Source organism: Cognatiyoonia koreensis, assembly GCF_900109295.1.
Lineage (GTDB): Bacteria > Pseudomonadota > Alphaproteobacteria > Rhodobacterales > Rhodobacteraceae > Cognatiyoonia > Cognatiyoonia koreensis.
The window spans coordinates 714,370-736,323 of sequence record NZ_FOIZ01000001.1 but is presented as its reverse complement, the minus strand read 5'-3'; the positions used below and the strand labels follow the sequence as shown (position 1 = coordinate 736,323).

General features: G+C 58.6%; 19 protein-coding genes. 4 read left to right on the top strand and 15 right to left on the bottom strand.

The features are described 5' to 3' along the window. The first annotated feature begins 15 nt into the window (after positions 1-15). The gene (locus tag BMY44_RS03620; RefSeq protein ID WP_089990389.1) at positions 16-741 is read left to right on the top strand and encodes a hypothetical protein; all 726 of its coding nucleotides are present in this window, start codon (positions 16-18) and stop codon (positions 739-741) included. Here the strand turns inward: BMY44_RS03620 and der are convergent. The 3 genes from der to BMY44_RS03605 are packed head-to-tail and all read right to left on the bottom strand — an operon-like array spanning position 719 to position 4,231. Continuing rightward, the gene (gene der, locus BMY44_RS03615) at positions 719-2,173 is read right to left on the bottom strand and encodes a ribosome biogenesis GTPase Der (protein WP_089990386.1); all 1,455 of its coding nucleotides are present in this window, start codon (positions 2,171-2,173) and stop codon (positions 719-721) included. The two genes, BMY44_RS03620 and der, sit on opposite strands and share 23 nt — an antisense overlap. A gap of 48 nt (positions 2,174-2,221) precedes the next feature. Further along, positions 2,222-3,523, bottom strand: a complete 1,302-nt coding sequence (locus BMY44_RS03610; RefSeq protein ID WP_242650476.1) for a PQQ-like beta-propeller repeat protein — start codon at positions 3,521-3,523, stop codon at positions 2,222-2,224. Between the two features lie 21 nt (positions 3,524-3,544). Beyond that, entirely contained in the window at positions 3,545-4,231 is a 687-nt protein-coding gene (locus BMY44_RS03605; protein WP_089994474.1) for a hypothetical protein, read from the bottom strand. 281 nt (positions 4,232-4,512) lie between these two features. Between BMY44_RS03605 and BMY44_RS03600 the strand changes: the two genes are divergently transcribed. Both BMY44_RS03600 and BMY44_RS03595 read left to right on the top strand, forming a co-directional pair. After that, positions 4,513-5,733 carry an efflux RND transporter periplasmic adaptor subunit gene (locus tag BMY44_RS03600; RefSeq protein ID WP_089990383.1) on the top strand — a complete coding sequence of 407 codons (1,221 nt, stop codon included), beginning with the start codon at positions 4,513-4,515 and terminating at the stop codon, positions 5,731-5,733. Continuing rightward, entirely contained in the window at positions 5,730-9,263 is a 3,534-nt protein-coding gene (locus BMY44_RS03595; protein WP_089990380.1) for an efflux RND transporter permease subunit, read from the top strand. The genes BMY44_RS03600 and BMY44_RS03595 overlap by 4 nt, the downstream gene beginning before the upstream one ends. Positions 9,264-9,308: 45 nt before the next feature. Here BMY44_RS03595 and BMY44_RS03590 read toward each other — a convergent pair whose 3' ends face one another. The 3 genes from BMY44_RS03590 to BMY44_RS03580 are packed head-to-tail and all read right to left on the bottom strand — an operon-like array spanning position 9,309 to position 13,136. Then, positions 9,309-10,013 carry a phosphatase PAP2 family protein gene (locus BMY44_RS03590; protein ID WP_165611776.1) on the bottom strand — a complete coding sequence of 235 codons (705 nt, stop codon included), beginning with the start codon at positions 10,011-10,013 and terminating at the stop codon, positions 9,309-9,311. Positions 10,014-10,029: 16 nt separating this feature from the next. Beyond that, positions 10,030-11,850 carry an ABCB family ABC transporter ATP-binding protein/permease gene (locus BMY44_RS03585; protein WP_089990375.1) on the bottom strand — a complete coding sequence of 607 codons (1,821 nt, stop codon included), beginning with the start codon at positions 11,848-11,850 and terminating at the stop codon, positions 10,030-10,032. Positions 11,851-11,903: 53 nt separating this feature from the next. Then, a complete protein-coding gene (locus BMY44_RS03580; protein ID WP_089990373.1) occupies positions 11,904-13,136 on the bottom strand; it encodes a LysM peptidoglycan-binding domain-containing protein in 1,233 nt (410 codons plus the stop codon). A 103-nt stretch (positions 13,137-13,239) separates the two neighbouring features. Here BMY44_RS03580 and BMY44_RS03575 point away from each other — a divergent pair, with 103 nt between their 5' ends. Continuing rightward, positions 13,240-13,797, top strand: a complete 558-nt coding sequence (locus tag BMY44_RS03575; RefSeq protein WP_089990370.1) for an LOG family protein — start codon at positions 13,240-13,242, stop codon at positions 13,795-13,797. Position 13,798: 1 nt separating this feature from the next. On the opposite strand, the gene BMY44_RS03570 is transcribed toward BMY44_RS03575, so the two are convergent. From BMY44_RS03570 to BMY44_RS03530, 9 genes are all read right to left on the bottom strand, one after another. Next, a complete protein-coding gene (locus BMY44_RS03570; protein ID WP_089990367.1) occupies positions 13,799-14,260 on the bottom strand; it encodes a host attachment family protein in 462 nt (153 codons plus the stop codon). Continuing rightward, positions 14,253-14,471 carry a hypothetical protein gene (locus tag BMY44_RS03565; RefSeq protein ID WP_089990365.1) on the bottom strand — a complete coding sequence of 73 codons (219 nt, stop codon included), beginning with the start codon at positions 14,469-14,471 and terminating at the stop codon, positions 14,253-14,255. Before BMY44_RS03565 ends, BMY44_RS03570 begins: the two co-directional genes overlap by 8 nt. Before the next feature lie 60 nt (positions 14,472-14,531). Beyond that, positions 14,532-15,488: a threonine ammonia-lyase gene (locus BMY44_RS03560; RefSeq protein WP_089990362.1), complete on the bottom strand. Its 957-nt coding sequence runs from the start codon at positions 15,486-15,488 to the stop codon at positions 14,532-14,534. Between the two features lie 72 nt (positions 15,489-15,560). Beyond that, positions 15,561-16,160, bottom strand: coding sequence for a superoxide dismutase (locus BMY44_RS03555; protein ID WP_089990359.1), 600 nt, complete (start codon positions 16,158-16,160; stop codon positions 15,561-15,563). Positions 16,161-16,245: 85 nt separating this feature from the next. Beyond that, complete coding sequence (locus BMY44_RS03550; RefSeq protein WP_089990356.1) at positions 16,246-16,797, bottom strand: sarcosine oxidase subunit gamma; 552 nt, start codon at positions 16,795-16,797, stop codon at positions 16,246-16,248. Beyond that, a complete protein-coding gene (locus BMY44_RS03545; RefSeq protein ID WP_089990354.1) occupies positions 16,790-19,798 on the bottom strand; it encodes a sarcosine oxidase subunit alpha family protein in 3,009 nt (1,002 codons plus the stop codon). The genes BMY44_RS03550 and BMY44_RS03545 overlap by 8 nt, the downstream gene beginning before the upstream one ends. Then, entirely contained in the window at positions 19,795-20,124 is a 330-nt protein-coding gene (locus tag BMY44_RS03540; RefSeq protein WP_089990351.1) for a sarcosine oxidase subunit delta, read from the bottom strand. Before BMY44_RS03540 ends, BMY44_RS03545 begins: the two co-directional genes overlap by 4 nt. A gap of 126 nt (positions 20,125-20,250) precedes the next feature. Beyond that, positions 20,251-20,460, bottom strand: a complete 210-nt coding sequence (locus BMY44_RS03535) for a hypothetical protein (protein ID WP_089990349.1) — start codon at positions 20,458-20,460, stop codon at positions 20,251-20,253. Positions 20,461-20,617: 157 nt separating this feature from the next. Then, positions 20,618-21,862 (bottom strand): sarcosine oxidase subunit beta family protein, encoded by a 1,245-nt coding sequence (locus BMY44_RS03530; RefSeq protein ID WP_089990347.1) that lies wholly within the window; start codon positions 21,860-21,862, stop codon positions 20,618-20,620. Between the last annotated feature and the right edge of the window lie 92 nt (positions 21,863-21,954).

Below are 21,954 nucleotides of genomic sequence, written 5' to 3'. Positions count from 1 at the left end.
GCTAGGTTAAGTCTTATGAAAAACCTGACCGCATACCTGACACTGTTGCTGGCCGTTGCTTTCGCAGCGGCCCCCTTCATCACCTCGCCTTTTAGCGGGTTCGAGGCGGATCAACTGCCCATCCCGCAGGTAGACCCACCGGTGCAGCCTGCGGGCTATGCGTTCGCAATCTGGGGCGTAATTTATGCGTGGCTGATCATTTCGGCGCTCTACGGCGCTCTGAACAGGCCCGACGCGCCTGACTGGGACGATGCGCGCTGGCCGTTGAATGTCAGCCTTGCCGTCGGCGTGCCATGGCTCGCAATCGCCAACGCCAGCGCGGTCTGGGCCACGGTCACGATCGTTATCATGGCAATCGGTGCAATTATTGCGCTCGCACGCGCGCCGCTTGATGACCGCTGGCTGTTTCAAGCACCGGTCGGGCTTTATGCCGGGTGGCTGACAGCGGCAAGCTTCGTTTCACTCGCCACGACATTTGCCGGATACGGCATTGGCTTGGGGTCTTTCGGCTGGGCACTCGTCGGGATCGCAGGGGCTCTCACGGTCGCCTTCATCGTGCTATCGCGTCGCCAGACAGCACTCGGCTATCTGGCCGCCGTCGTCTGGGCATTGGTCGGGATCGTCGTGGCCAATGGCATTGCCGGCTGGATCGTATCCCTCGCCGCAGCCATCGGAATTGCGATCCTTTTGCTGCGTTTCGGCCCTGTCGCGGTCCGGTCTATTCGCCCCGGTTTTTCTTGAGGTGTTTTGACAGGCGTGACGGCTGGGCTGACTTCTTGTCCTTGTAAGGATTCTTGTCGCCCTGATCGCGCAAATACAACCGGATCGGCGTGCCCGGCATATCAAAGTCTTCGCGCAACCCATTGACCAGATAGCGTTTATAGCTTTCGGGAACCATGTCTGGGAACGATGTCATGACGACAAACGCAGGCGGACGCGTCTTGACCTGCGTTGCATAGCGCATCTTGATCCGCCGCCCGCCGGGTGCCGGTGGCGGGTGCTGTTCCAGCATGCCTGTCAGCCAGCGGTTCAGGTGTGCTGTGCTGACACGGCGGTTCCAGACATCATGCGCGCGCATGATCGCCTGATGCAGGCGGTCCAGCCCCTTACCCGTCTTGGCGGACACGGTAACCAAAGGGGCACCTTTCAACTGCGGCAGAAGGCGCTCGAACGACTGGCGCAAATCCTTCAGCTTTGACTGTTTTTCGGTCTCGACGTCCCATTTATTGACGGCCACGACAACGGCGCGGCCCTCGCGCTCGGCAAGGTCGGCGATCCGCAGATCCTGCTGCTCGAACGGAATTTCAACATCGAGCAGCACAACAACGACCTCGGCGAATTTCACCGCGCGCAGTCCATCCGAAACGGACAGCTTCTCCAGCTTTTCCTGCACCTTGGCCTTCTTGCGCATGCCTGCGGTGTCAAAGATGCGCATGGGCACACCGTCCCATTCCTGGCTGACGGAAATCGCATCGCGCGTGATCCCCGCTTCGGGCCCGGTAAGCAAACGTTCCTCACCGATGATTTTGTTGATCAGCGTTGATTTCCCCGCATTAGGGCGACCAACCACAGCGATCTGCAAGGGTTTCGCCTTGGTCGGAATGCGCGGCGCGTCTTCGTCATCATCACCGACATCCACGTCCGTTTCAGGTGCATTCGCCTCTTCACGTGCGGCAAAGGCTTCCGACAGCGGGCGCAGACGATCCATTAATTCGCCCAGACCCTCGCCATGTTCGGCCGATAGACGGATCGGCTCACCCAGACCAAGGGCAAAGGCTTCCAAAATCGTCGAATCAGCCGCCTTGCCTTCGGCTTTGTTGGCCGCAAGGATCACATTGGCGTTCTTCTTGCGCAGGATATCGGCAAAGACCTCATCGGCAGGCAGCAAACCGGCGCGCGCGTCGATCATGAACAAACAGACGTCGGCCATCTCGACTGCACGTTCCGTCAGACGACGCATCCGGCCTTGAAGACTGTCATCCGTCGCATCTTCCAACCCGGCGCTGTCGATTACGGTAAAGCGCAAGTCGGCGATGCGGCCCTGCCCTTCGCGCAAGTCGCGCGTCACACCCGGCTGGTCATCGACCAGCGCAAGCTTCTTGCCGACCAGACGGTTGAACAATGTGGATTTGCCCACGTTCGGGCGGCCCACAATGGCAAGGGTAAAGGACATGTCACGCGCTCCAGACTCTCAAGCGCCAGCGGTTACACCACTTGTGCGCTAACGGAAAGCCACCAACTGACCGGCCTTACTGACAACATAAAGCGTCTGCCCGGCGACAACCGGATTCGAGGCCGCTCCGCCGGAAATTTCCGCCGTTCCGATCAACGCGCCCGATTGCGGGTCGAACTCGCGCATCAATCCGTCCGAAGAACCGACGATCAGGCGTCCGCCAGCCAGTACGGGGCCATAATGCGCGACAACAGACCGGTTCGTGCGGAACAAAAGGCCCGATGCGACCTCTGATGGCAAGGCGGTCTTCCAGACCGGGATGCCTGTTGCAGCGTCAAGGCGCACAAGCTCGTTCAGGTCATTCACAAGGAATACAGAATCGCCAGCAGGCCAGACCGGGCTCAGCGTGCCTTCGGATGCGGTCCACAGACGTTCGCCGTTCGCCACATTCATGGCCACGACACGGCCCGAGAAATTGCCGACGTAGACGGTGTTGCCGTCTATCACCGGATCACCGGCGATGTCAGAGATATTGGCTGCAGCCTGCCCCAGACGTTCGCCTGTGACAACTGTGGACCAACGGCGCAAGCCACCTTGCGGGAAGGTTGCGATAACCTCACCCGAACCAAATGGAAAAATGGCGATGTCGCTTGTTACGGCAGCACCTGCACCGCCTGAAAAGTTGCCGACCGACGGCGTGCCAGCCAAAGTCCAGCGGATACGGCCCGTCGTGACATCAATTGCCCAGGCAGTGTTGTCGCGTGACACGACATACACAAGATCGCCAAAGACAGTTGGCGCGGACGTGCCGGGGGCGTCCAGATCCTGACGCCAGAAGATCGCGCCGGTGCTGGCATCAAGGGCTGTCAGTTCGCCAAAGCCGGTCGTGACAAAGACAGTATTCCCGCCAACAGCAATGCCTCCGCCAGATGCATCCGTGGCCCCGTCACTGCGCGGCGTCAGATCACTTGACCAAACGGGTTGTCCGGCAGTGGTCGTTGCGCTGACGCGGGATCGCGCATCCAGCGTGTAGATCACACCGCCGGAAACAACAGGGTCGGCAGTGATGCGGGCCTTGCGACTGTCGCCTTCACCAATATTGACAGCAAAGACCGGGGCGAGCCCCGGCGACAAGGCCGGATGTGTCGTCCGGTGATCCGGTCCGCCGTTGCGGTGGGTCCAATTCGCGTTGCTGACCTGCGCGGGCAGACGAATGCCGCGGGTTTCGTTGACGATGGCGGCATCCGGACGAATGCTTAGCCGCTCTCCGGGCAGGATGACGTCGGTTTCGCCACAGGCCGCAAGCAGCGCAAGGCCCAGCGTCGCACCGATGATTGACTTGGATATCACTGGCAGCCCTCTTTCAACGGATCACTCCGATGCCTGTTCTTCGGTTTCCGCGGCTCCAGCATCCGGTGCGAGTTCGACACCCAACGCAACAAGCAGTGTTCTTGAACGCTCAAGCAATCCGCGCGTTACGGCGGCATCTTCGGCAATGGCCTGCAGCTTTGCAATGGCTTCTTCTGTTTTGCCTTCTGACACGTCCATCAAGGCCAGTTGCTCCTGTGCAAGCAACGCGAAGGTGGCACCGGGCTGCGCCAGGGCCTCAAGATTCGTGCGGCGCGTGGCCGGGTCTTCATTCGTCTCAAGCATTGCAGCCTTGAAGGCTGAAAGATCACGGTAGATTTCAGGAACGTCCGGATTGACGGCCAGCGCGCCCAAGGTCGCCGCAGCATCATCCATCGCACCATTTTCCTGCTGCGCCGCGGCCGTCAAAAGCGCGGTCACGGCAATCGCGGCACCGTCGGCTTCGACTTGGGTCAAGGCAGCTACTCGGGCATCGGGATCATCGGCACTCAAAGCCGCAATCAGCGCGTCGCCTGTTGCCTCTGCCTCGGCCTGTGCCTGCGATTTGGAATATTCATTCCATGCTGCACCACCGACAAGCGCCAGAATGGCAAGAACCGCAATCCAGCCGTAGCGGCGCAGATATCCGTAAAGGGCATCCCGCCGCACCTCTTCGGATACTTCATTGATAAAACTGTCGCTGTCGCTCACCGCACGGTCCCCGCATAGATGCTGCATTCCAGACCGCAGCACGCTGTTTTGCCGTTCTTATCGTGAAGCCCTACCCCTTGCCAAGACCCGTGACCTCCATGTGATCAAAGACTTATGCGGCAACGCAGAAAAGTAACCTTGCGGAAATCGTGTCACACCGGTAATCTGAACTGGTCAGTTCAGTTTGGTTTTTGTGAACCGAATCTCAATATGGCACGTAAGACAGGCATAAGAACAAAGGCGGCAGTGCTCTGCCAACCTCGCTTTAGCAAAGGCTCACGATGAAGATTTTCCCGATCAGCGCCGCCATCGTGGTTATCGTCGTACTCTATGCCGTGGTTTTCCAACGCGATGCTGTGCGCGACTGGCTTGGGCTTACGGCCCAAACCGCAGAAGTCCTGCCCGAAATCGAAAAACCTGTCGACACGGGCACCGTGCGCGTCGTTGCGCTTGCATCAGAGGCGCAGGTCGTTGAAAGCGCTGTCATTATGCGTGGCCGAACAGAAGCGGCACGGCAAGTCAGCGTCGCCTCGGAAACGTCGGGTCGCGTGACATCTCCGCCATTACGCAAGGGCAGCTTTGTCGATGAAGGACAGGCACTTTGCCAGCTTGACCCCGGTACCCGTGAAGCATCACTCGCCGAAGCGCGCGCCCGCCTTGCAGAGGCCGAAGGCCGCGTCCCCGAAGCACAAGCCGCCGTTGCCGAAGCGAACGCACGGATCGCAGAAGCGGAAATCAACGTGAATGCGGCCCGGCAACTTAGTGCCGACGGCTTTGCCTCTGAAACACGCGTGATCAGCGCCGAAGCCGTGCAGGAAGCAGCGCTTGCTGGCCTGCAACGGGCCCGCACTGGCGTCACCTCTGCACAGGCCGGAATTGAAGCCGCTGAAGCTGCGGTTGCAGCAGCCGAACGTGAAATAGAAAGGCTGACGATCGTTGCACCGTTTTCAGGTCTGCTTGAAACCGATACGGCCGAACTTGGCACTTTGATGCAGCCGGGCAGCCTTTGCGCCACGATTATCCAACTTGATCCGATCAAGCTGGTCGGTTTCGTGCCGGAAACAGAGGTCGCAAACATCACCGTGGGTGCCATGGCGACAGGCCGCCTCAATAATGGTGAGGCACTCATGGGCGAGGTGAAATTCCTGTCCCGTTCTGCGGATGACACGACCCGCACCTTCCGCGTCGAAGTCGAAGTGCCAAATCCTGACCTTGCTGTGGGCGACGGACAGACCGTTGAAATCATTGTCGCGTCCGAAGGGCAGAAGGCCCATCTGATCCCACAATCGTCGCTTACGCTGAATGATGACGGTGTGCTGGGCGTGCGTACAATCGCCGAAGACAACACAGCACTGTTTATGCCCGTCAACCTGCTGCGCGATACGGCCGAAGGTGTCTGGGTAGCGGATTTGCCGGAAAACATTAACCTGATCACGATTGGGCAGGAGTTTGTCACCGATGGCGTGCCCGTCACGCCCACCTACAGCGAGGCTGAAGGATGACCGGACTAGTCGACTGGGCCGCAAGCCGCGCCCGTATGGTAATTGCATTTATCTGCCTGTCAGTCATGGCAGGTGGTTTGGCATATACGGGCCTGCCGAAAGAAGGCGAACCGGACATCGAAATTCCGGCAATCTTTGTCTCCGTGATCTTTCCGGGCATTTCGGCGGCCGACGCGGAATTGCTGCTGGTCAAACCGATGGAAAACGAACTGTCCGATCTGGACGGGTTGAAAACAATGACCGGCACCGCCGCCGAAGGCTATGCTGGCGTTGCGCTCGAATTCGAATTCGGTTGGGACAAAACCAAGGTTCTGGCCGACATCCGCGATGCCATGAACAAGGCCCAGGGATCGTTTCCCGTCGGGGCCGAGAACTATTCCATCAACGAAATCAACTTTTCCGAATTCCCCATCGTCATCGTCAACCTGACGGGCGAAGTGCCTGAACGCACACTGTTGCGTGTCGCCAAGGACCTGCAAGATCGCATCGAAGGGCTTGATGCCGTTCTCGAGGCAGGTCTGGCCGGTGAACGCGACGAGATGCTTGAAGTGGTTATCGACCCGCTGAAACTCGAAGCCTACAACGTGACCGCTGGTGAACTCATCAACGTCGTCACAAACAACAACCTGTTGATCGCCGCGGGCGAGGTAGAGACAGCGCAAGGCTCCTTCGCCGTCAAGATCCCTTCCTCTTTCGATGAACCGCAGGACGTTTACGAACTGCCGGTCAAGATGAACGGCGACCGCGTCGTCACACTCGGCGATCTGGCAACGATCCGCCTGACCTTTGAAGACCGCGCCGGCACCGCCCGCTTTAACGGGGTCAACACGGTCGCCCTACAGGTGGTCAAACGCAAGGGCTTCAACCTGATCGACACGGCCGCACTTGTTTCCGAAGTGGTCGAGGAAGAGCGCGCAAAGTGGTCCCCCGAACTGCAGGCCGCCATCGACGTGGGCACATCCAATGATCAGTCGCGCAACGTCGCATCCATGGTCAGCCAGCTCGAAGGGTCAGTCCTGACGGCGATCGCCCTTGTGATGATCGTCGTGCTGGCAGCATTGGGACCACGGCCCGCGTTTCTTGTTGGTTTCGCGATTCCGACGTCCTTCCTGCTCTGTTTCGCACTGCTTGCAGTGATGGATATCACGATCTCGAACATCGTGATGTTCGGTCTTATCCTCGCGGTGGGGATGCTCGTGGACGGTGCCATCGTCGTTGTCGAATACGCAGATAAACGCATCAGTGAAGGTGTCGGACCGATGTCGGCCTACACAGAGGCAGCCAAGCGGATGTTCTGGCCGATCATCTCTTCCACCGCCACGACACTCTGCGCGTTCCTGCCGATGCTGTTCTGGCCCGGCGTGCCAGGGCAGTTCATGGGGATGCTGCCGGTCACATTGATCTTCGTGCTGTCCGCATCGCTTGTCGTCGCACTGATCTATCTGCCAGTCATGGGCGGCGTGACAGGACGTTTCAGCCGCATGCTCGGCGCAGTGTCCGACTTGCTGCGCGAGTCTACACCGTGGATCCTGCGCGCGGCACTTGTCCCTGTCGGGATCATGGCGACCTATATCGGGGCCATGCTGGCACTCAACCCGGGCTATATCTCGGGCGAGGCCGTGCAGACGTCCGGACTCTGGGAATCACGTCAGGGCATTATTCTGTTCTTCATCGGTGCGATACTGACCGCGATTGCTGTCGGCGCAGCGAAACGCGAGGCAAAACAGAAACGGGTCAATGCCGGATACAAACGCTCCCTTTTCGGCAAGTTCATCGGCTTTTTGACAGGCAACCCAGTAATGCCAGTCGTGGCGGTCGCCACGGTCATCGGAATGGTAATTTTCACCTTCGGATACTACGGCGCGAACAACAACGGGGTCGAATTCTTTGTCGAAAGCGAACCCGAACAGGCCATCGTTTACGTGCGGGCGCGCGGCAACCTGTCGCTTGAAGAAAAAGACGCGCTGGTCAAACAGGCAGAAGATATCGTCGTTGCGCACCCCGGTGTCGTCAGCACGTTCGCTTTCGCCGGAGAGGGCGGACTGAATTCCAATACAGGCGGCGCACAGGGCCCCCGTGACAGCGTCGGTCAGATCCAGCTCGAACTCATCCCTTGGGAAGACCGCGCAGGTGTTGCTGCCCTAGACGGGGACCGGGTACTTGCAGAGATCGACCGCGATCTCGCGACAATTCCCGGCATCGAATACGAAATCCTGAACCTGTCGCGTGGACCTGCATCGGCCAAGCCCGTGCATCTTCGGATCAAGGGCGACAACTTTGAAGAGCTGCAGCAAGCGACAGCAATCGCGCGCGCAAAGTTCGATGGAACCGAAGGCCTGACACAGATCGAAGACACGCTGCCGCTGCCCGGTATCGACTGGCAGATCGACGTCGACGTCGAGAAGGCAGGTCGTTACGGGGCTGATGTCGCCACAGTCGGTGCGATGGTGCAGATGGTGACACGCGGCATTCTGCTGGACACGATGCGCGTTGACAGTTCTGACGAAGAAATCGAAATCAGGGTGCGCCTGCCAGAACAGGACCGCGTGCTTTCAACATTGGACAGCCTGCGCGTGCGCACGCCGTCCGGCCTCGTGCCACTGTCAAACTTCATCACACGCACGCCCGTCGCAGAACTCGCCCAGATCGACCGGATTGACCAGAAACGCTACTTCGACATCAAGGCTGGCGTGACCGAGGATGCAAACCCGACCGAACGGATCGGCGTACTGACGGACTGGCTCGAAGCAAATCCCCTCCCCGCCTCCGTGTCTTGGGAATGGACGGGCGACCAGGAAGATCAGGCAGAAAGCCAAGCATTCCTTGCCGTGGCAGGGATCGGTGCCTTGGGGCTGATGTTCATCATCCTGCTGGCGCAGTTCAACTCATTCTACAATACAGTTTTGGTACTGCTCGCTGTCGTCATGTCCACGGCCGGAACGTTGGTGGGAATGCTCGTTATGGACCAGCCCTTCTCGATCATCATGACCGGAACAGGGATCGTGGCGCTGGCAGGCATTGTCGTAAACAATAACATTATCTTGATCGACACCTATCAGGAATACAGCCAGTACATGCCACGAACCGAGGCGATCGCTAGAACGGCAGAAGACCGCATTCGGCCAGTGCTTCTGACAACGATCACCACGATGGCGGGTCTGGCGCCGATGATGTTCGGACTCTCGCTCGACTTCTTCAATGGCGGGTATTCGATCGACAGCCCCACAGCGCTGTGGTGGAAACAGCTTGCCACGGCGGTTGTCTTCGGGCTCGGGATCGCGACGGTCCTGACTCTCGTGTTCACGCCTTCCATGCTCGCAATTCGCGTTTGGGCAGAGGATGGCTCGTATGCGATCTTTAATCGCCTGCGCGCCAGCAGCTTTGGTCAAACGGCAGTCAAGGCGCGGCAGGATCTCAACCTTGGCAAACGCGCAAAGCAGGTCAAATCGCCGCTGATCATCTGGGATGATGATGAAGACACACCGCGCGAACCGCGGCCGCTGAACGCACCGCTCAGGGCAGCTGAATAGACCGTAGCATTCAATCCGGACCTGCTGGAAATCGGTCGAAGCCGTTTACACGAAAAGCGAAATCACGTCTTGCGCAATGGACCGGCTGCCGCGAAATAGCGTTGCGGTCTCAAATGTGATGATGAACGCAAGGGGGTAGGACACGTAGTCAGGTACGACATCGGGCGAACCCAACCTGCGACGAACGACGATGCGGCTAATTTGGGGGTAAAGTATCAACGCGAAAACGCCTCCGATGATAACCCCACCCAGAATGTCCGCCGGCCAATGCAATCCCAAATAGATGCGCGGCAGGCAGATAAAGACGCAGGTGTAAGCCAACGCGAAAAGGCCGACCTTTCGGTTTACAAATATCAATGCCAAAGAAAATGCTGCGAAAAGAACCGCATGATCGCTTGGAAAGGCAGAGAAATCACTAAAGAGGCTTGGCGCGGGTCCGAAGATCGAATTGATCTCACCATCGAGTGCGCGAATAGGACGATCTCGGTACGGTAGAAAATTCGCGGCTCCCCGCGCGACGAGCACCGCAAGCGGTGCGACGACCAGCACGCTCAACATCCGCGACCGGTGGTGCCAGTCGGCAGGTTTGCCCAGGCCCCAAGCAAGCCAGAACAGCATCATGATGACCCCTCCCTTCAGATGATCACCAAACGCAAAGCGGAACACGACCACGTCAAGAAAGTCACTGCGTCCGGCAAGCGAATTGATACTCTTCAACAGGTATTCGTCGAAGGCGAGGATTGTTTCCAAGATCGTACCGTACCCTTTACGCCGCTTCTTCCGCTTCCTGCCGATTCCACAGGTGCGCATAGCGGCCATCTTTCTCCAACAACTCATTGTGGCTGCCGGTCTCGACTATCAGTCCGTCTTCCAGAACTACGATCCGGTCCGCATCGGCGATAGTCGATAAGCGGTGCGCGATGGTAATGACGGTGCGTCCCTGCCCCATAGCCTTGAGCTCATCCTGAATCTCCATCTCTGTCTCGGTGTCAAGCGCGCTGGTCGCCTCATCAAGCAGCAGAATTGGGGGATTCTTCAAAAGCGTCCGCGCGATACCGACCCTTTGCTTTTCACCGCCTGAAAGCTTCAGACCCCGTTCGCCGACGGCTGTATCATAGCCGCGCGGAAGGGACATAATGAAGTCATGAATCTTGGCGGCCTTGGCGGCCTCGCGGATTTCCGCCTCGGTTGCGTCAGGGCGCCCGTAGGCGATATTATAATGGATGGTATCGTTGAAAAGGACAGTGTCCTGCGGCACGACACCGATCTGCGCGTGAAGGCTTTCCTGCGTCACATCGCGGATATCCTGCCCGTCGATGCACAACGATCCATCCGTGACGTCGTAGAACCGGAACAACAGACGGCCAATGGTGGATTTGCCGGAACCGGAAGAGCCGACAATCGCGACCGTCTGACCGGGCCGCACCTCCAGATCGACGCCTTTTAGGATCGCGCGTTCCGCCTCATAGCCAAAGGCCACGTCCCTAAGGCTGATGGCCCCGCCGTTCACCTGCAATGGCTTGGCACCGGGCTTGTCCTGCACCTCTGCCGGTTGGCCCAACAGATCGAACATATCGCCCATATCAATCAAAGCCTGCCTGATTTCACGATAGACCGTGCCTAGAAAATTCAGCGGCATCGTGATCTGGATCATGTAGGCGTTGACCATCACGAAATCACCAACCGTCAGTGCGCCGTTCTGTACACCAACCGCCGCCATGACCATGACAGCAACAAGCCCGCTTGTGATCAGAAAGGACTGGCCGAAATTCAGGAAGGCGAGCGAGTAGTTGGTGCGGATTGCCGCGGCCTCATACTGCTGCATCGCGTGATCATAGCGGTTGGCCTCCCAACGCTCGGCCCCGAAATACTTTACAGTTTCAAAATTCAAAAGGCTGTCGATTGCCTTCTGGTTGGCGTCCGTGTCCTGATCGTTCATCTCCTTGCGGATTTTGACGCGCCATTCGGTGACTTTGAATGTAAACCAGACGTAGACAGCGATCGTTCCGACAACGACGGCCAGATACCAGACGTCGAACAGGAAAAAGAGGATGACAGCGATCATCAGCAGTTCCAGCACCAGCGGGCCGATACTGAACAGCAAAAAGCGCAACAGGAAATCGACGCCTTTCACACCGCGCTCGATAATCCGTGACAGCCCGCCAGTCTTGCGGGTGATGTGATAGCGCATGGACAGGCGATGAATATGCGTAAACGTCTCAAGCGCGAGTGCGCGCAAGGCCCGCTGACCGACACGGGTAAAGATGACATCCCGCAACTGCTGGAATCCGACGTTCATCAGTCGGGCAATGCCATAGGCAATCGTCAACCCGACAGCACCTGCCCCCAGAAAGGTCGCGGCACTCGCGCCATCTGGGGCCAATGCGTCGACGGCCTGCTTGTAAAACAACGGGGTCGTCACAGCGATAACCTTGGCCAGAACAAGCACCAGAATGGCAGCGACAACCCGGCGTTTCACCCACCCCTGCCCATCTGGCCACAAATAGGGGATTACGCGGCGGATCACCTGCCATCCCTGTATCTGGGCATCGTTGAGATTGGCGTTAGTCTTGGGAAGGCGGCGCATCAATTTCTCCGGTCGGCCCCCATACTTAGGAAGGCAGAACGGAAATGACCACCCTAGTCTGCGGTCTCGATAGCATCGGGCATACGAAACACCTGACCGGGATAGATCAGGTCAGGATCACGGATCAAATCCTTGTTCGCCTCGTAGACGGCGACATAAAGAATACCCTGGCCCAACTCCTCCCGGGCGATCGCCCAAAGGGTCGCACCGGGCTGCACAGTGCGCACGGCAACGTCAAAATCTTCTTCGGCGGTTTCTTCTGCAAGGACAGCAGCGACGGTTTCGGCCTCTTCGCGTTTGAACGGAGTTTCGATGCGGGACACGACGGTGCCTGCGTCATCAACCTCGTCCACGCGCAAGGTATAAACACCAGTCTCAATCTGCGGCAAATCAGTGCGCCAGTTGCCGCCTTCTTCAATGCGTGAAGATGTTACCGGTTGATTGTCGATGTAGACCTGCACGAACCCGTTACCGCTTGCACGGCCAGCGATTACGACCTCCCCTTCGGGATCATAGGTGATCGTGTCCAGTGCGATGTTCGGGGCAATTTCCGGCGGCGTCTCGCGGTCATTGGACACGACGCGAACCCCTTCCGCGTCGGTGACGAGCACAGTGGCGGGATTCGCATCAGGCGTCGCGATGTCCACCGATCCCAATGCAGGTAACTCCGGCACGGCGACATCCGTTGATGCCACGATTTCAGCTCCGACCTCTGATGTGACGGCCCCGACGACGACGGGCGTTGTCGGCTCTTCAATAGCGACGGGGCTCGCAGCGAAAGGTTGGACAAGGAACGTCTCGGTCGATCCGACTGCTGTACCTTCAGGATCGGCCAGCAAGGCAAGCCTGCGCGCCTGATCAGAGGGTTCCAACATCAGGACGGCTCCGAACGACCCGCTTGCATCTGCAACGACCCGTTCGACCGATCTGCCGGCCAGCATGATATCGACGGTTTGCCCTGCTTCGGCCTTGCCTGCGATCACGAACAGCCCGTCGCCTTCAACGCGAAACGTATCGAACGCAGGCCGCACCACGTCCGCTTCGTCAGCCGGGGCACTGGTCGTTACCGTTTCTTCTGCCGGAGCAACGGTCGTTGCTTCAGTCAGAGCAATGTTCGTTTCTTCAGCCGGGGCATTGGTCGTCTCGGACGTTTCGGGAGCCTCTACCGCAACAGGTATTTCGGGCACGTCCTCTGTTTGCGCGAACTGGACCAAAAGCACCACCGCGACCCCGACTGCTGCCGCAACCAGCGCACCCATTGCCAAGTGCCGTGTCTGAGAAGCCATCGAACCGCCTTATCTTTCCGCCCCTGTCTCGCCTTTAGCGAGGTTGAGCAACAATAGCCCCACCGCTACAAGCGGTCAAAGAAACACCGCGAAAGAGGCCGTAATGAACAAAGTTTTGAAGTCAGTGTGTGTTTATTGCGGCTCGCGCGATGGTGGCGAGCCCGCCTACGCATTGGCTGCCGAAGAAACCGGCGCGATGCTTGCCGACAATGGCTGGCGGCTGGTTTACGGCGCGGGTGATGTGGGTTTGATGGGTCGTGTGGCCAACGCCGTGCAAAAGGCAGGGGGCGCGACGTTCGGTGTGATCCCTGTCCATCTGCTGGATTGGGAGGTCGGGAAACGCGATCTTGACACGTTTATCATCACCGAGACGATGCACGAGCGCAAAAAGGTGATGATCATGAACGCCGATGCGGTGGTCGTACTGCCCGGCGGGGCCGGATCACTGGACGAATTTTTCGAGGCACTGACTTGGCGGCAACTTGGTCTGCACAACAAGCCGATAATCCTGTTGAATATCGATGGGTTCTGGGATCCGTTAAAAACCCTGCTCGACCACGTGGTCGAACAGGACTTTGCCGGTCAAAACATCATTGATTTCGTGCAGGTGGCAGAGGATGTGCCATCGCTTGCCAGCCTGCTGCGTGCGTCACTCTCATAATCTACGACGCAAGATCTGCCTTGATGATCTCGGTCAGTTCGTGGACCGGGTGGTTGGTCAGTGTTTTCGGGATTTCTCCGATCACCTTGTCCGTCACTTCCTGATGAAGTTCACCGCGCAGCTCTCCAAGGATATTCGGGGCTGCGACTAGAACGAGATGCTCGAACTTCCCCTTGTGGGCCTTCTCGTACAGCTTGTCGGCCAGGTCAGCGGCAAACCGTTCCTTCGCCAACTCATGCCAATCCGTGTCGTCAAACGCAGATCGCTGGCCATGACCCTGCGGACCATTGTCATGGCCGCGGCCGGGTCGGTTGGCACCTTGGTCGATGGACTTCGGGTTGTCTTGCTCGTCCTTGGCAATCACCTTCAGGTTCGGGTTTTCGCCGTCAGTCAAGTTTTCAAGGAACAAAGCCTTTTCGCCGTCCGCGACCACGACCCATGTGCCATTCTTGATTTTAGTCATCGCGTGTATCCTCTCCGGTTGCCAATTCGTCGCCCTTGGTCACCCGGGTCGTGCTTTCTCCACCTTGTGTGACCTTGCGCAGCTCGTCGCGCGTTCCAACGCGGCGCTGCAAATGCCCACCGCTACGACCCTGCTGGTCCGGGGTGTCCGTTTCGGGCAGGAACTCTTCTGTTTCGGATTTGCCATCTTTTGATCTGACGCGTTCGGCCATGATGTTCTCCTTGCATACGCTTTGAAAAAACAACCAGCGAAACGGCAAATCGTTCCGCGATCAGCCCGTCAATTCTTGAAACCGCGCCAGACTGATATTCGACCCACAGGCAATGATTCCAACCTTGCGACCACGCAGATCGTCCCGGAGCGGCCCCATGATCGCCGCCAACGATGCAGCACAGGCGGGTTCCGCAACCAAACTTAACTTGGTGAACAAGATCCGCATCGCCTTGCGCATTGCGTCATCGCTGATCTGCACCATCCGGTCCACATTTGCTGCGGTGACCCCAAAGGAATAAGGCAACGCCTTGGGTGCACCGAGGCTGTCAGCAATCGTGTCGATCCGCTCCAGCGTCACAGGCGCACCCGCTGCAAGACTGCGCGACATACTGTCAGCGCCAACAGGTTCGACACCGATAATCAGCGCATCCTTGCGCAACTGGCGGATCGCGGATGCCATGCCGGAAATCATCCCGCCGCCGCCAACCGGAATGACAAAGGTATCAAGATCAGGGGCTTGCGCCACGTATTCCGCACCCAGTGTCGCCGCGCCAAGTGTCATATGCGCCGCTTCAAACGGATGCATCAGTGTCTTCCCCGCGTCTGCACCCTTCTCCATCACGGCAAAGGCAGCGGGCATGTCGTCAGCCAGAACGACCTCAGCCCCCAGCGCCCGCGTGCCGTCAATGCGCAGCGGATCTGTGGCTTTGGGCATGGCAATGGTGGCCTGCACCCCCGCCTCTGCCGCAGCCCAGGCCACCGCCATCGCATGATTGCCACCGCTCGCGGCGATAACACCGGCGGCACGCTGCCCGTCAGTCAGACCCGCAATCCCAAGAAAGGCACCGCGCGCCTTGAACGATCCGGCTTGCTGAAAAAGCTCCAGCTTGATGGTGACATCGGCAGCGGGCAAGCGGTCCCACCCGGCGGTGTTCAGGCGCAAGATCGGGGTGTGCACCATCACGCCACGCAGAAGGTCAGCGGCGGCAGAAATTTCGGTAAGTGTCGGGCCCATGCAACGGCTCCGCGAAATGAAAAAGGCCCGCAGGGTGTCCCACGGGCCTTCAAAATCGTCAATGGACAGGGATTACATGCGCGATGCGACGTTTTCCCAGCTAACCAGATTGTCGAGGAAATTCGACAGATAGTCAGGACGCTTGTTGCGGAAATCGATGTAGTAGGAATGCTCCCACACATCGCAGCCCAACAAGGTGGTCTGGCCGAAACAGACAGGATTCACGCCGTTTTCTGTTTTGGTGACCTTCAGTCCGCCGTCGGTGTCCTTGACCAGCCAGGCCCAGCCCGACCCGAACTGACCACCGCCGGCCGCCTTGAATTCATCCTTGAACTTGTCGACTGAACCAAAGCTCTCGGTAATCGCCTTTTCAAGCTCACCGGGCATCTTGCTGTCGTCGGGCGACATCATTTCCCAGAACTGGTTGTGGTTCCACAACTGGCTGATGTTGTTGAAGATTCCACTCTGGGCGACAGCGTTCTTGTCATAGGTGCCCTTGATGATCTCTTCGAGGGACTTGCCCTCCCATTCTGTGCCCTCAATCGCCTTGTTGCCATTTGTGACATAGGCGTTGTGGTGCAGATCGTGGTGATATTCGAGCGTTTCCTTGGACATGCCCTTGGATGCAAGGGCATCGTGTGCGTAAGGAAGATCGGGAAGTTCAAAAGCCATTTCAGGGGCCCTTTCCATGCATGTTTCCGTTGCGACTTAACAAAGCGCAAAAGGTCGCAGGGTCAAGGCGAAAGCATCAACAACGCTAGAAGTGGCCGACAGGGCCCGCTTTTGCTGAGGCTTCGAGCAACCGAAATGTGTAATCCCCGACTGATCTGAAACAGATGACGGTAAAGGCATCGTCCGCGTGCATCCAAAAGGCTGCTGCAACCTGCCCGAGTCGCGTGCGTCGAAAATCGCCCACACCAAAACTGCCGGGATGCAGATCGACGGGCGCAAGCTTTGCAATAACCTCGCGGGCGTATGGCCCCGAAACGGTCATCACCGCACGGGCGTCCGACACATTGACGGCAAGATGATGCCGCCCTTTTAGCGCTTTGGCGATTTTCGCAAGCGCGGTCTCCACGGTGTTGTAATCGACCATGATCAATACTTCGTCGCGCGACATCCACGCGAGGCCGCCGCTGGCCTTGCCCTGCTCGGGGAACTGGGCACCCGTCAGGTCCGTGCAGACCTTGCGAAGCTTGCGCGACGACAGATCACCCCGCAGGCTGATCATGCCCCGCAATCCAACATCGGCGACCTTGATCGCACCTTCGGACACGCGGCCGTCCAATGCACTGACAGCGTTAGACATTCTGTTTGTCCCCTTCTTTGTCGTAGAACACAGGATCGACGATCTTGGCCCGCACCGGCTCGCCACCGATATTGGTGAAATCCAGAACTTCGCCAATGCGATCCGGCCCCTTGTGGACCAGCCCCATTGCAATGCCCTTTTTCAAGGTCGGGGAGTAATAGGTCGATGTCACACGGCCTTGTGTGTTGGTCTGGTCATTCTCGTTCTTGCCGTCTGCAATGGCATAAGCGCCATCGGGCAAAACGGACCCATCGACGGTCTCGAGCCCAACCAGCTTCCAGCGGTTCGGGTCGGCCATATGGGAACGTTCATGCGCCCGTTTGCCAAGATAGTCGTCCTTCTTCTTGGACAGCGCCCAATTCAGGTTCAAATCCTGCGGGATGATTGTGCCATCGGTTTCGTCACCGATCATGATAAAGCCCTTTTCGGCCCGCATGATGTGCAGCGCCTCGGTGCCGTAAGGCATGATCCCGAACTCTTCACCAGCGGCCAGCAGGGCATCCCAGAACGCACGCCCCTGCGATGCGAGAACGGCGATCTCATAAGATAATTCTCCTGAAAAACTTATGCGATAGACGCGGGCCTTGAAGTCACCCAGCGTGCCGTCAGCCCATTGCATGAACGGCAGCGTTTCCTTGGACACATCCATGCCACCCAGCTTCTCCAGCAGCAAACGTGCCTTCGGGCCAACCACGGCCACCTGCGCGAACTGTTCCGTGACATTGGCAACATAGACCTGCCAATCCCACCATTCGCATTGCAGCCAGTCTTCCATCCAGGCGTGGATGCGTTCAGCCCCGCCAGTGGTCGTGTGACAAAGCCAGGTCTGGTCGTCGATGCGGGCGACCACACCGTCGTCAGACAAGAACCCATTCTCGGTGCACATCAGGCCATAGCGGCATTTGCCAACCGGCAGGGACGACATGAGGTTCGTGTACATCATGTCGAGGAACTTTCCGGCATCAGGCCCGCTGACGATCAGCTTGCCAAGCGTGGAGGCATCCAGAAGCCCGATGTTGGTGCGCGCGTTCACCACCTCGCGGTTGACCGCATCATGGACGCTTTCACCGTTGCGCAGATAGGCATAAGGGCGACGCCACGCGCCGACCGGTTCGTTGTCGGCCCCGTTGGCATTGTGCCAGTCCGACATTGGCGTCTTGCGGATCGGCTGGAACAGATCACCTTTCGCGACACCCGCGATCGAGGACATTGAAATCGGCGTATAGGGCGGACGGAACGTCGTTGTGCCGACATTCGGAATTTCGTTGTTCAGTGCTTTCGAAAGAATCGCAAGTCCGTTGATATTGCTCAACTTTCCCTGATCGGTCGCCATGCCCAGCGTGGTGTAGCGCTTGGCATGTTCAACGCTTTCGAATCCTTCCTGCGCGGCAAGCTGCACGTCGCTGACCTTTACATCGTTCTGGAAATCCAGCCACGCTTTGGCGCGCAGTTCATATTTCGCGCCTTGCGGCATCAGCCAGACGGGCGAAAGCGGCGCTTCTTCTGCGTCGTGACCGATGGGGCAGTCGCCTGCCTTTTTCGTGTGACCCGCGATCCTGGCCGCTTGCCGTCCGGCAGCGAAACCATCGGCGACGGCTTCTGCCGTGAATAGATGGCCATTTGCCATACCGGCGCAGGTGACAAAGCCTTCGCCATTACCGTCGGTCGGTGGTTGATCGGGATCGGGGCGGAACATGGCCTGCCCCGCGTCCCACGTCAGCTTGCCACCGCAATGGGACCAAAGATGGACCACAGGCGACCAGCCGCCGGACATGGCAACGCAGTCACACGCGATTTCCTCTGTCACTGCGCCTTCACCGGCCTGTTTGCACAGGGCCACGCCAGACACGCGCTTGCCGCCTTTGACTTTGGCAACGCCGGTATCGTTCAGAACACGAATGCCCAGCGCTTTGGCTTCCTGCACCAACGGGCTGTCTGCGGGTGCGCGGGCGTCCACAATGGCGGGAATATCCAGTCCTGCTTTTTTCAATGTGATTGCCGTGCGGTAAGCATCATCATTGTTCGTTACGACAACAGTCCGATCCCCGATGGAAACACCGTAGTTCACGACGTAATCCCGGATCGCCGCAGCTAGAAGAACGCCGGGTATGTCATTGCCTGCAAAGGACAAAGGACGCTCAATCGCACCAGTCGCTGTCACGATCTGCTTGGCACGGATGCGCCACAAACGATGGCGCGGCCCGTCTTGCGCGCCATGATCGCAGAGCCGTTCGTATGCAAGCGCATAACCGTGATCGTAGACACCCGCACCCATGCAGCGGGTGCGAAGACTGACGTTCTCCATCCCTTCCAGTTCGGTGAGGGTGGCGTTCACCCAACCTTCCGCGCATTGGCCTTCGATCTCAGGCGCATCCACAACAGCCCGCCCGCCCCAATGCGGCGTCTGTTCGACCAGCAGCACCCGCGCGCCCGAGCGGCCGGCGGCGAGCGCGCTGGACAGGCCGGCGATGCCGCCGCCGACGATCAGGACGTCGACGTTGACATTAAAATGCTCATAGGTGTCCTCATCCCGCTCTTTCGGGGCCTGCCCCAGACCGGCGGATTGGCGGATGAAGGGTTCGTAGACGTACTTCCAAAGCGGGCGCGGATGGATGAACATCTTGTAATAAAAGCCCGCAGGCAGGAACCGCGACAGGTGCGTGTTGATCGCACCCACATCGAATTCGAGTGAGGGCCAGTGGTTCTGCGACGTCGCGAAAAGCCCGTCGAACAATTCCTGCGTGGTGGCGCGCTGGTTGGGTTCAAACGACGCGCCTTTGCCAAGATTCACAAGCGCGTTCGGTTCTTCCGCACCCGACGCCACGACAGAACGGGGCCGGTGATATTTGAACGACCGCCCCATCAGCATCTGGTCGTTTGCCAGCAATGCAGAGGCCAGCGTATCCCCCTGATAACCCTTGAGATATTTCTGGTTGAACTGGAATGCAATCTGCTTTGACGTGTCGATAAGACGACCGCCACCGGACAAACGTGTGCTCATGATTGGCTCTCCCATGTCCAGTCGGGACGGCGTGATTTGATCGCATCCTTGATGTCCTGCGGCGGCTCTGGCGTCTGGGCGGAATAGGTGCCGAATACCTCAAGCGTGGCGGTGCAGCGCGCGGCCAGAAACCACTTTCCGCAGCCATAGGTGTGGTGCCAGCGTTCGAAATGCACACCCTTCGGATTGGCCCGGCGGAACAGATAATCCTCGAATTCGTCATCCGTTGATCCGGGGCCGAACCGTTTCAAATGGGCCTCACCACCGGCATGAAGATCGGTTTCATCGACATCTTGGCCGCAGTTCGGACAATGCAGGATCAGCATGGGTAGGAAGCCTTGGAATTGGGGGGTGATTTGCGTGCACAGGGCGTGCACAACGCGTGCACCGCAAACACGCCAAAAGCGGACGCATCTCTGCGCCCGCCTTTCGCGGTTGAGTGGTTGTGAGTGTTATTCCGTGACGACCGGAGCGGTCTCTTCGACGGCTGGTGCCGCCTCGCTTGCCTCGGGTGCGACAAGCGCGGGATCAGCCGGGTCGGTTGTGGTCGTTGTTCCGCCACCTGCGAACAGCGCATAGAGCAGAACCAGCACGACGAGGCCAGCTGCGAGATAGATGCCGATGCCGCTGCCGCCGCCGGTGTCTTTGGTGTAGTCAACCATGTGCATTCCTCCTGTATGGCTGGATACACTTTCGCAGTTTGGCGCGGGATAGAAAGATAAGCGGGATTCCCCGGACGATTTGGGCGCCGGTTGGCCTGAACCGCGGTGCGGTCTGCGCGGAACGCTGCCGGGCAACAGGTGTTATCGGTTTCGCGCATCAATGCGCCACTCCTGCCGCGACGCTTTCGTCGATGAATTTGCCTTCGCGGAAGCGGAACATCGAGAATTCTTCGGTCAGCGGGCTTTCACCCTTTGCCATCAGCTCAGCCATTGCCCAGCCGGACCCGGGAATCGCCTTAAAGCCCCCTGTCCCCCACCCGCAATTCACAAAGATCCCGTCGACGGGGGTTTTTGAGATAATCGCAGACCGATCACCCGTCACATCCACGATTCCGCCCCACTGCCGCAGCATCTTGAGCCGTGCGATTATCGGGAAGGTTTCGACCAGCGCGCGCACGGTTTCCTCGATATGATGGAATGATCCGCGCTGTGTGTAGTTGTTGTAACCGTCCGTGCCGCCACCGATGACCATTTCGCCCTTGTCCGATTGCGACATATAGCCGTGCACCGTGTTCGCCATGACGACGACATCCATGCAGGGTTTGATCGGCTCGGACACAAGCGCCTGCAAGGCCACGGATTCAATCGGCAGTTTGAAACCGGCCATATCCGCCAGAACCGATGCGTGTCCCGCGACAACCATCCCGAGCTTGTCGCAGGCGATATCGCCCTTGGTGGTGTTCACGCCCGTGACCTTGCCACCTGACGTCAACACGCCTTTGACTTCGCATTTCTGGATGATGTGCATGCCCATGTCCGAACAGGCCCGCGCATAGCCCCAGGCCACGGCATCATGGCGGGCTGTTCCACCACGTGCCTGCCAAAGCCCGCCCAGCACTGGATAACGCGGCCCGTCGATATTCATGATCGGGCACAGTTCCTTGACGCGCTTTGCATCAATCCATTCCGTTTTTACGCCTTGCAGGCTGTTGGCGTGTGCTGTGCGCTGGTAGCCGCGGATTTCGTGCTGGGTCTGGGCGAGCATGATCACACCACGGGGGCTGAACATGATGTTATAGTTCAATTCTTGAGAGAGGGTTTCATATAGGCTGCGTGCCTTTTCGTAGATCGCGGCAGACGGGTCCTGCAGATAGTTCGAGCGGATGATCGTCGTGTTTCGGCCCGTGTTGCCACCGCCAAGCCAGCCCTTTTCGATGATCGCCACATTGGTGATCCCGAAGTTCTTGCCAAGGTAGTAGGCCGTGGCCAGCCCGTGCCCGCCTGCACCGACGATCACGACATCATATTTCTTTTTGGGTTCGGGTGATGCCCACGCCCTGTCCCAACCCTTGTGCTGGCGGAACGCTTCTTTGGCGATGGCGAAGGCTGAATAGCGTTTCATGCACGAATCCCTTGCTGGCCCGACCCTTGGGCCTTGAGTGTTTTACTGAACCTGAACGGGGTGTGAAAGGATACTCGCAGCGGCATAGGGGC

Excerpts from the sequence above, each read along its gene's own strand:
- BMY44_RS03545 (WP_089990354.1), bottom strand. The coding sequence starts at position 19,798 with ATGAGCACACGTTTGTCCGGTGGCGGTCGTCTTATCGACACGTCAAAG.
- BMY44_RS03565 (WP_089990365.1), bottom strand. The coding sequence starts at position 14,471 with ATGGCCGAACGCGTCAGATCAAAAGATGGCAAATCCGAAACAGAAGAG.
- BMY44_RS03535 (WP_089990349.1), bottom strand. The coding sequence starts at position 20,460 with ATGGTTGACTACACCAAAGACACCGGCGGCGGCAGCGGCATCGGCATC.
- BMY44_RS03620 (WP_089990389.1), top strand. The coding sequence starts at position 16 with ATGAAAAACCTGACCGCATACCTGACACTGTTGCTGGCCGTTGCTTTC.
- BMY44_RS03600 (WP_089990383.1), top strand. The coding sequence starts at position 4,513 with ATGAAGATTTTCCCGATCAGCGCCGCCATCGTGGTTATCGTCGTACTC.
- der (WP_089990386.1), bottom strand. The coding sequence starts at position 2,173 with ATGTCCTTTACCCTTGCCATTGTGGGCCGCCCGAACGTGGGCAAATCC.
- BMY44_RS03550 (WP_089990356.1), bottom strand. The coding sequence starts at position 16,797 with ATGTCTAACGCTGTCAGTGCATTGGACGGCCGCGTGTCCGAAGGTGCG.
- BMY44_RS03560 (WP_089990362.1), bottom strand. The coding sequence starts at position 15,488 with ATGGGCCCGACACTTACCGAAATTTCTGCCGCCGCTGACCTTCTGCGT.
- BMY44_RS03585 (WP_089990375.1), bottom strand. The coding sequence starts at position 11,850 with ATGCGCCGCCTTCCCAAGACTAACGCCAATCTCAACGATGCCCAGATA.
- BMY44_RS03595 (WP_089990380.1), top strand. The coding sequence starts at position 5,730 with ATGACCGGACTAGTCGACTGGGCCGCAAGCCGCGCCCGTATGGTAATT.
- BMY44_RS03575 (WP_089990370.1), top strand. The coding sequence starts at position 13,240 with ATGAACAAAGTTTTGAAGTCAGTGTGTGTTTATTGCGGCTCGCGCGAT.
- BMY44_RS03580 (WP_089990373.1), bottom strand. The coding sequence starts at position 13,136 with ATGGCTTCTCAGACACGGCACTTGGCAATGGGTGCGCTGGTTGCGGCA.
- BMY44_RS03555 (WP_089990359.1), bottom strand. The coding sequence starts at position 16,160 with ATGGCTTTTGAACTTCCCGATCTTCCTTACGCACACGATGCCCTTGCA.
- BMY44_RS03570 (WP_089990367.1), bottom strand. The coding sequence starts at position 14,260 with ATGACTAAAATCAAGAATGGCACATGGGTCGTGGTCGCGGACGGCGAA.
- BMY44_RS03530 (WP_089990347.1), bottom strand. The coding sequence starts at position 21,862 with ATGAAACGCTATTCAGCCTTCGCCATCGCCAAAGAAGCGTTCCGCCAG.
- BMY44_RS03540 (WP_089990351.1), bottom strand. The coding sequence starts at position 20,124 with ATGCTGATCCTGCATTGTCCGAACTGCGGCCAAGATGTCGATGAAACC.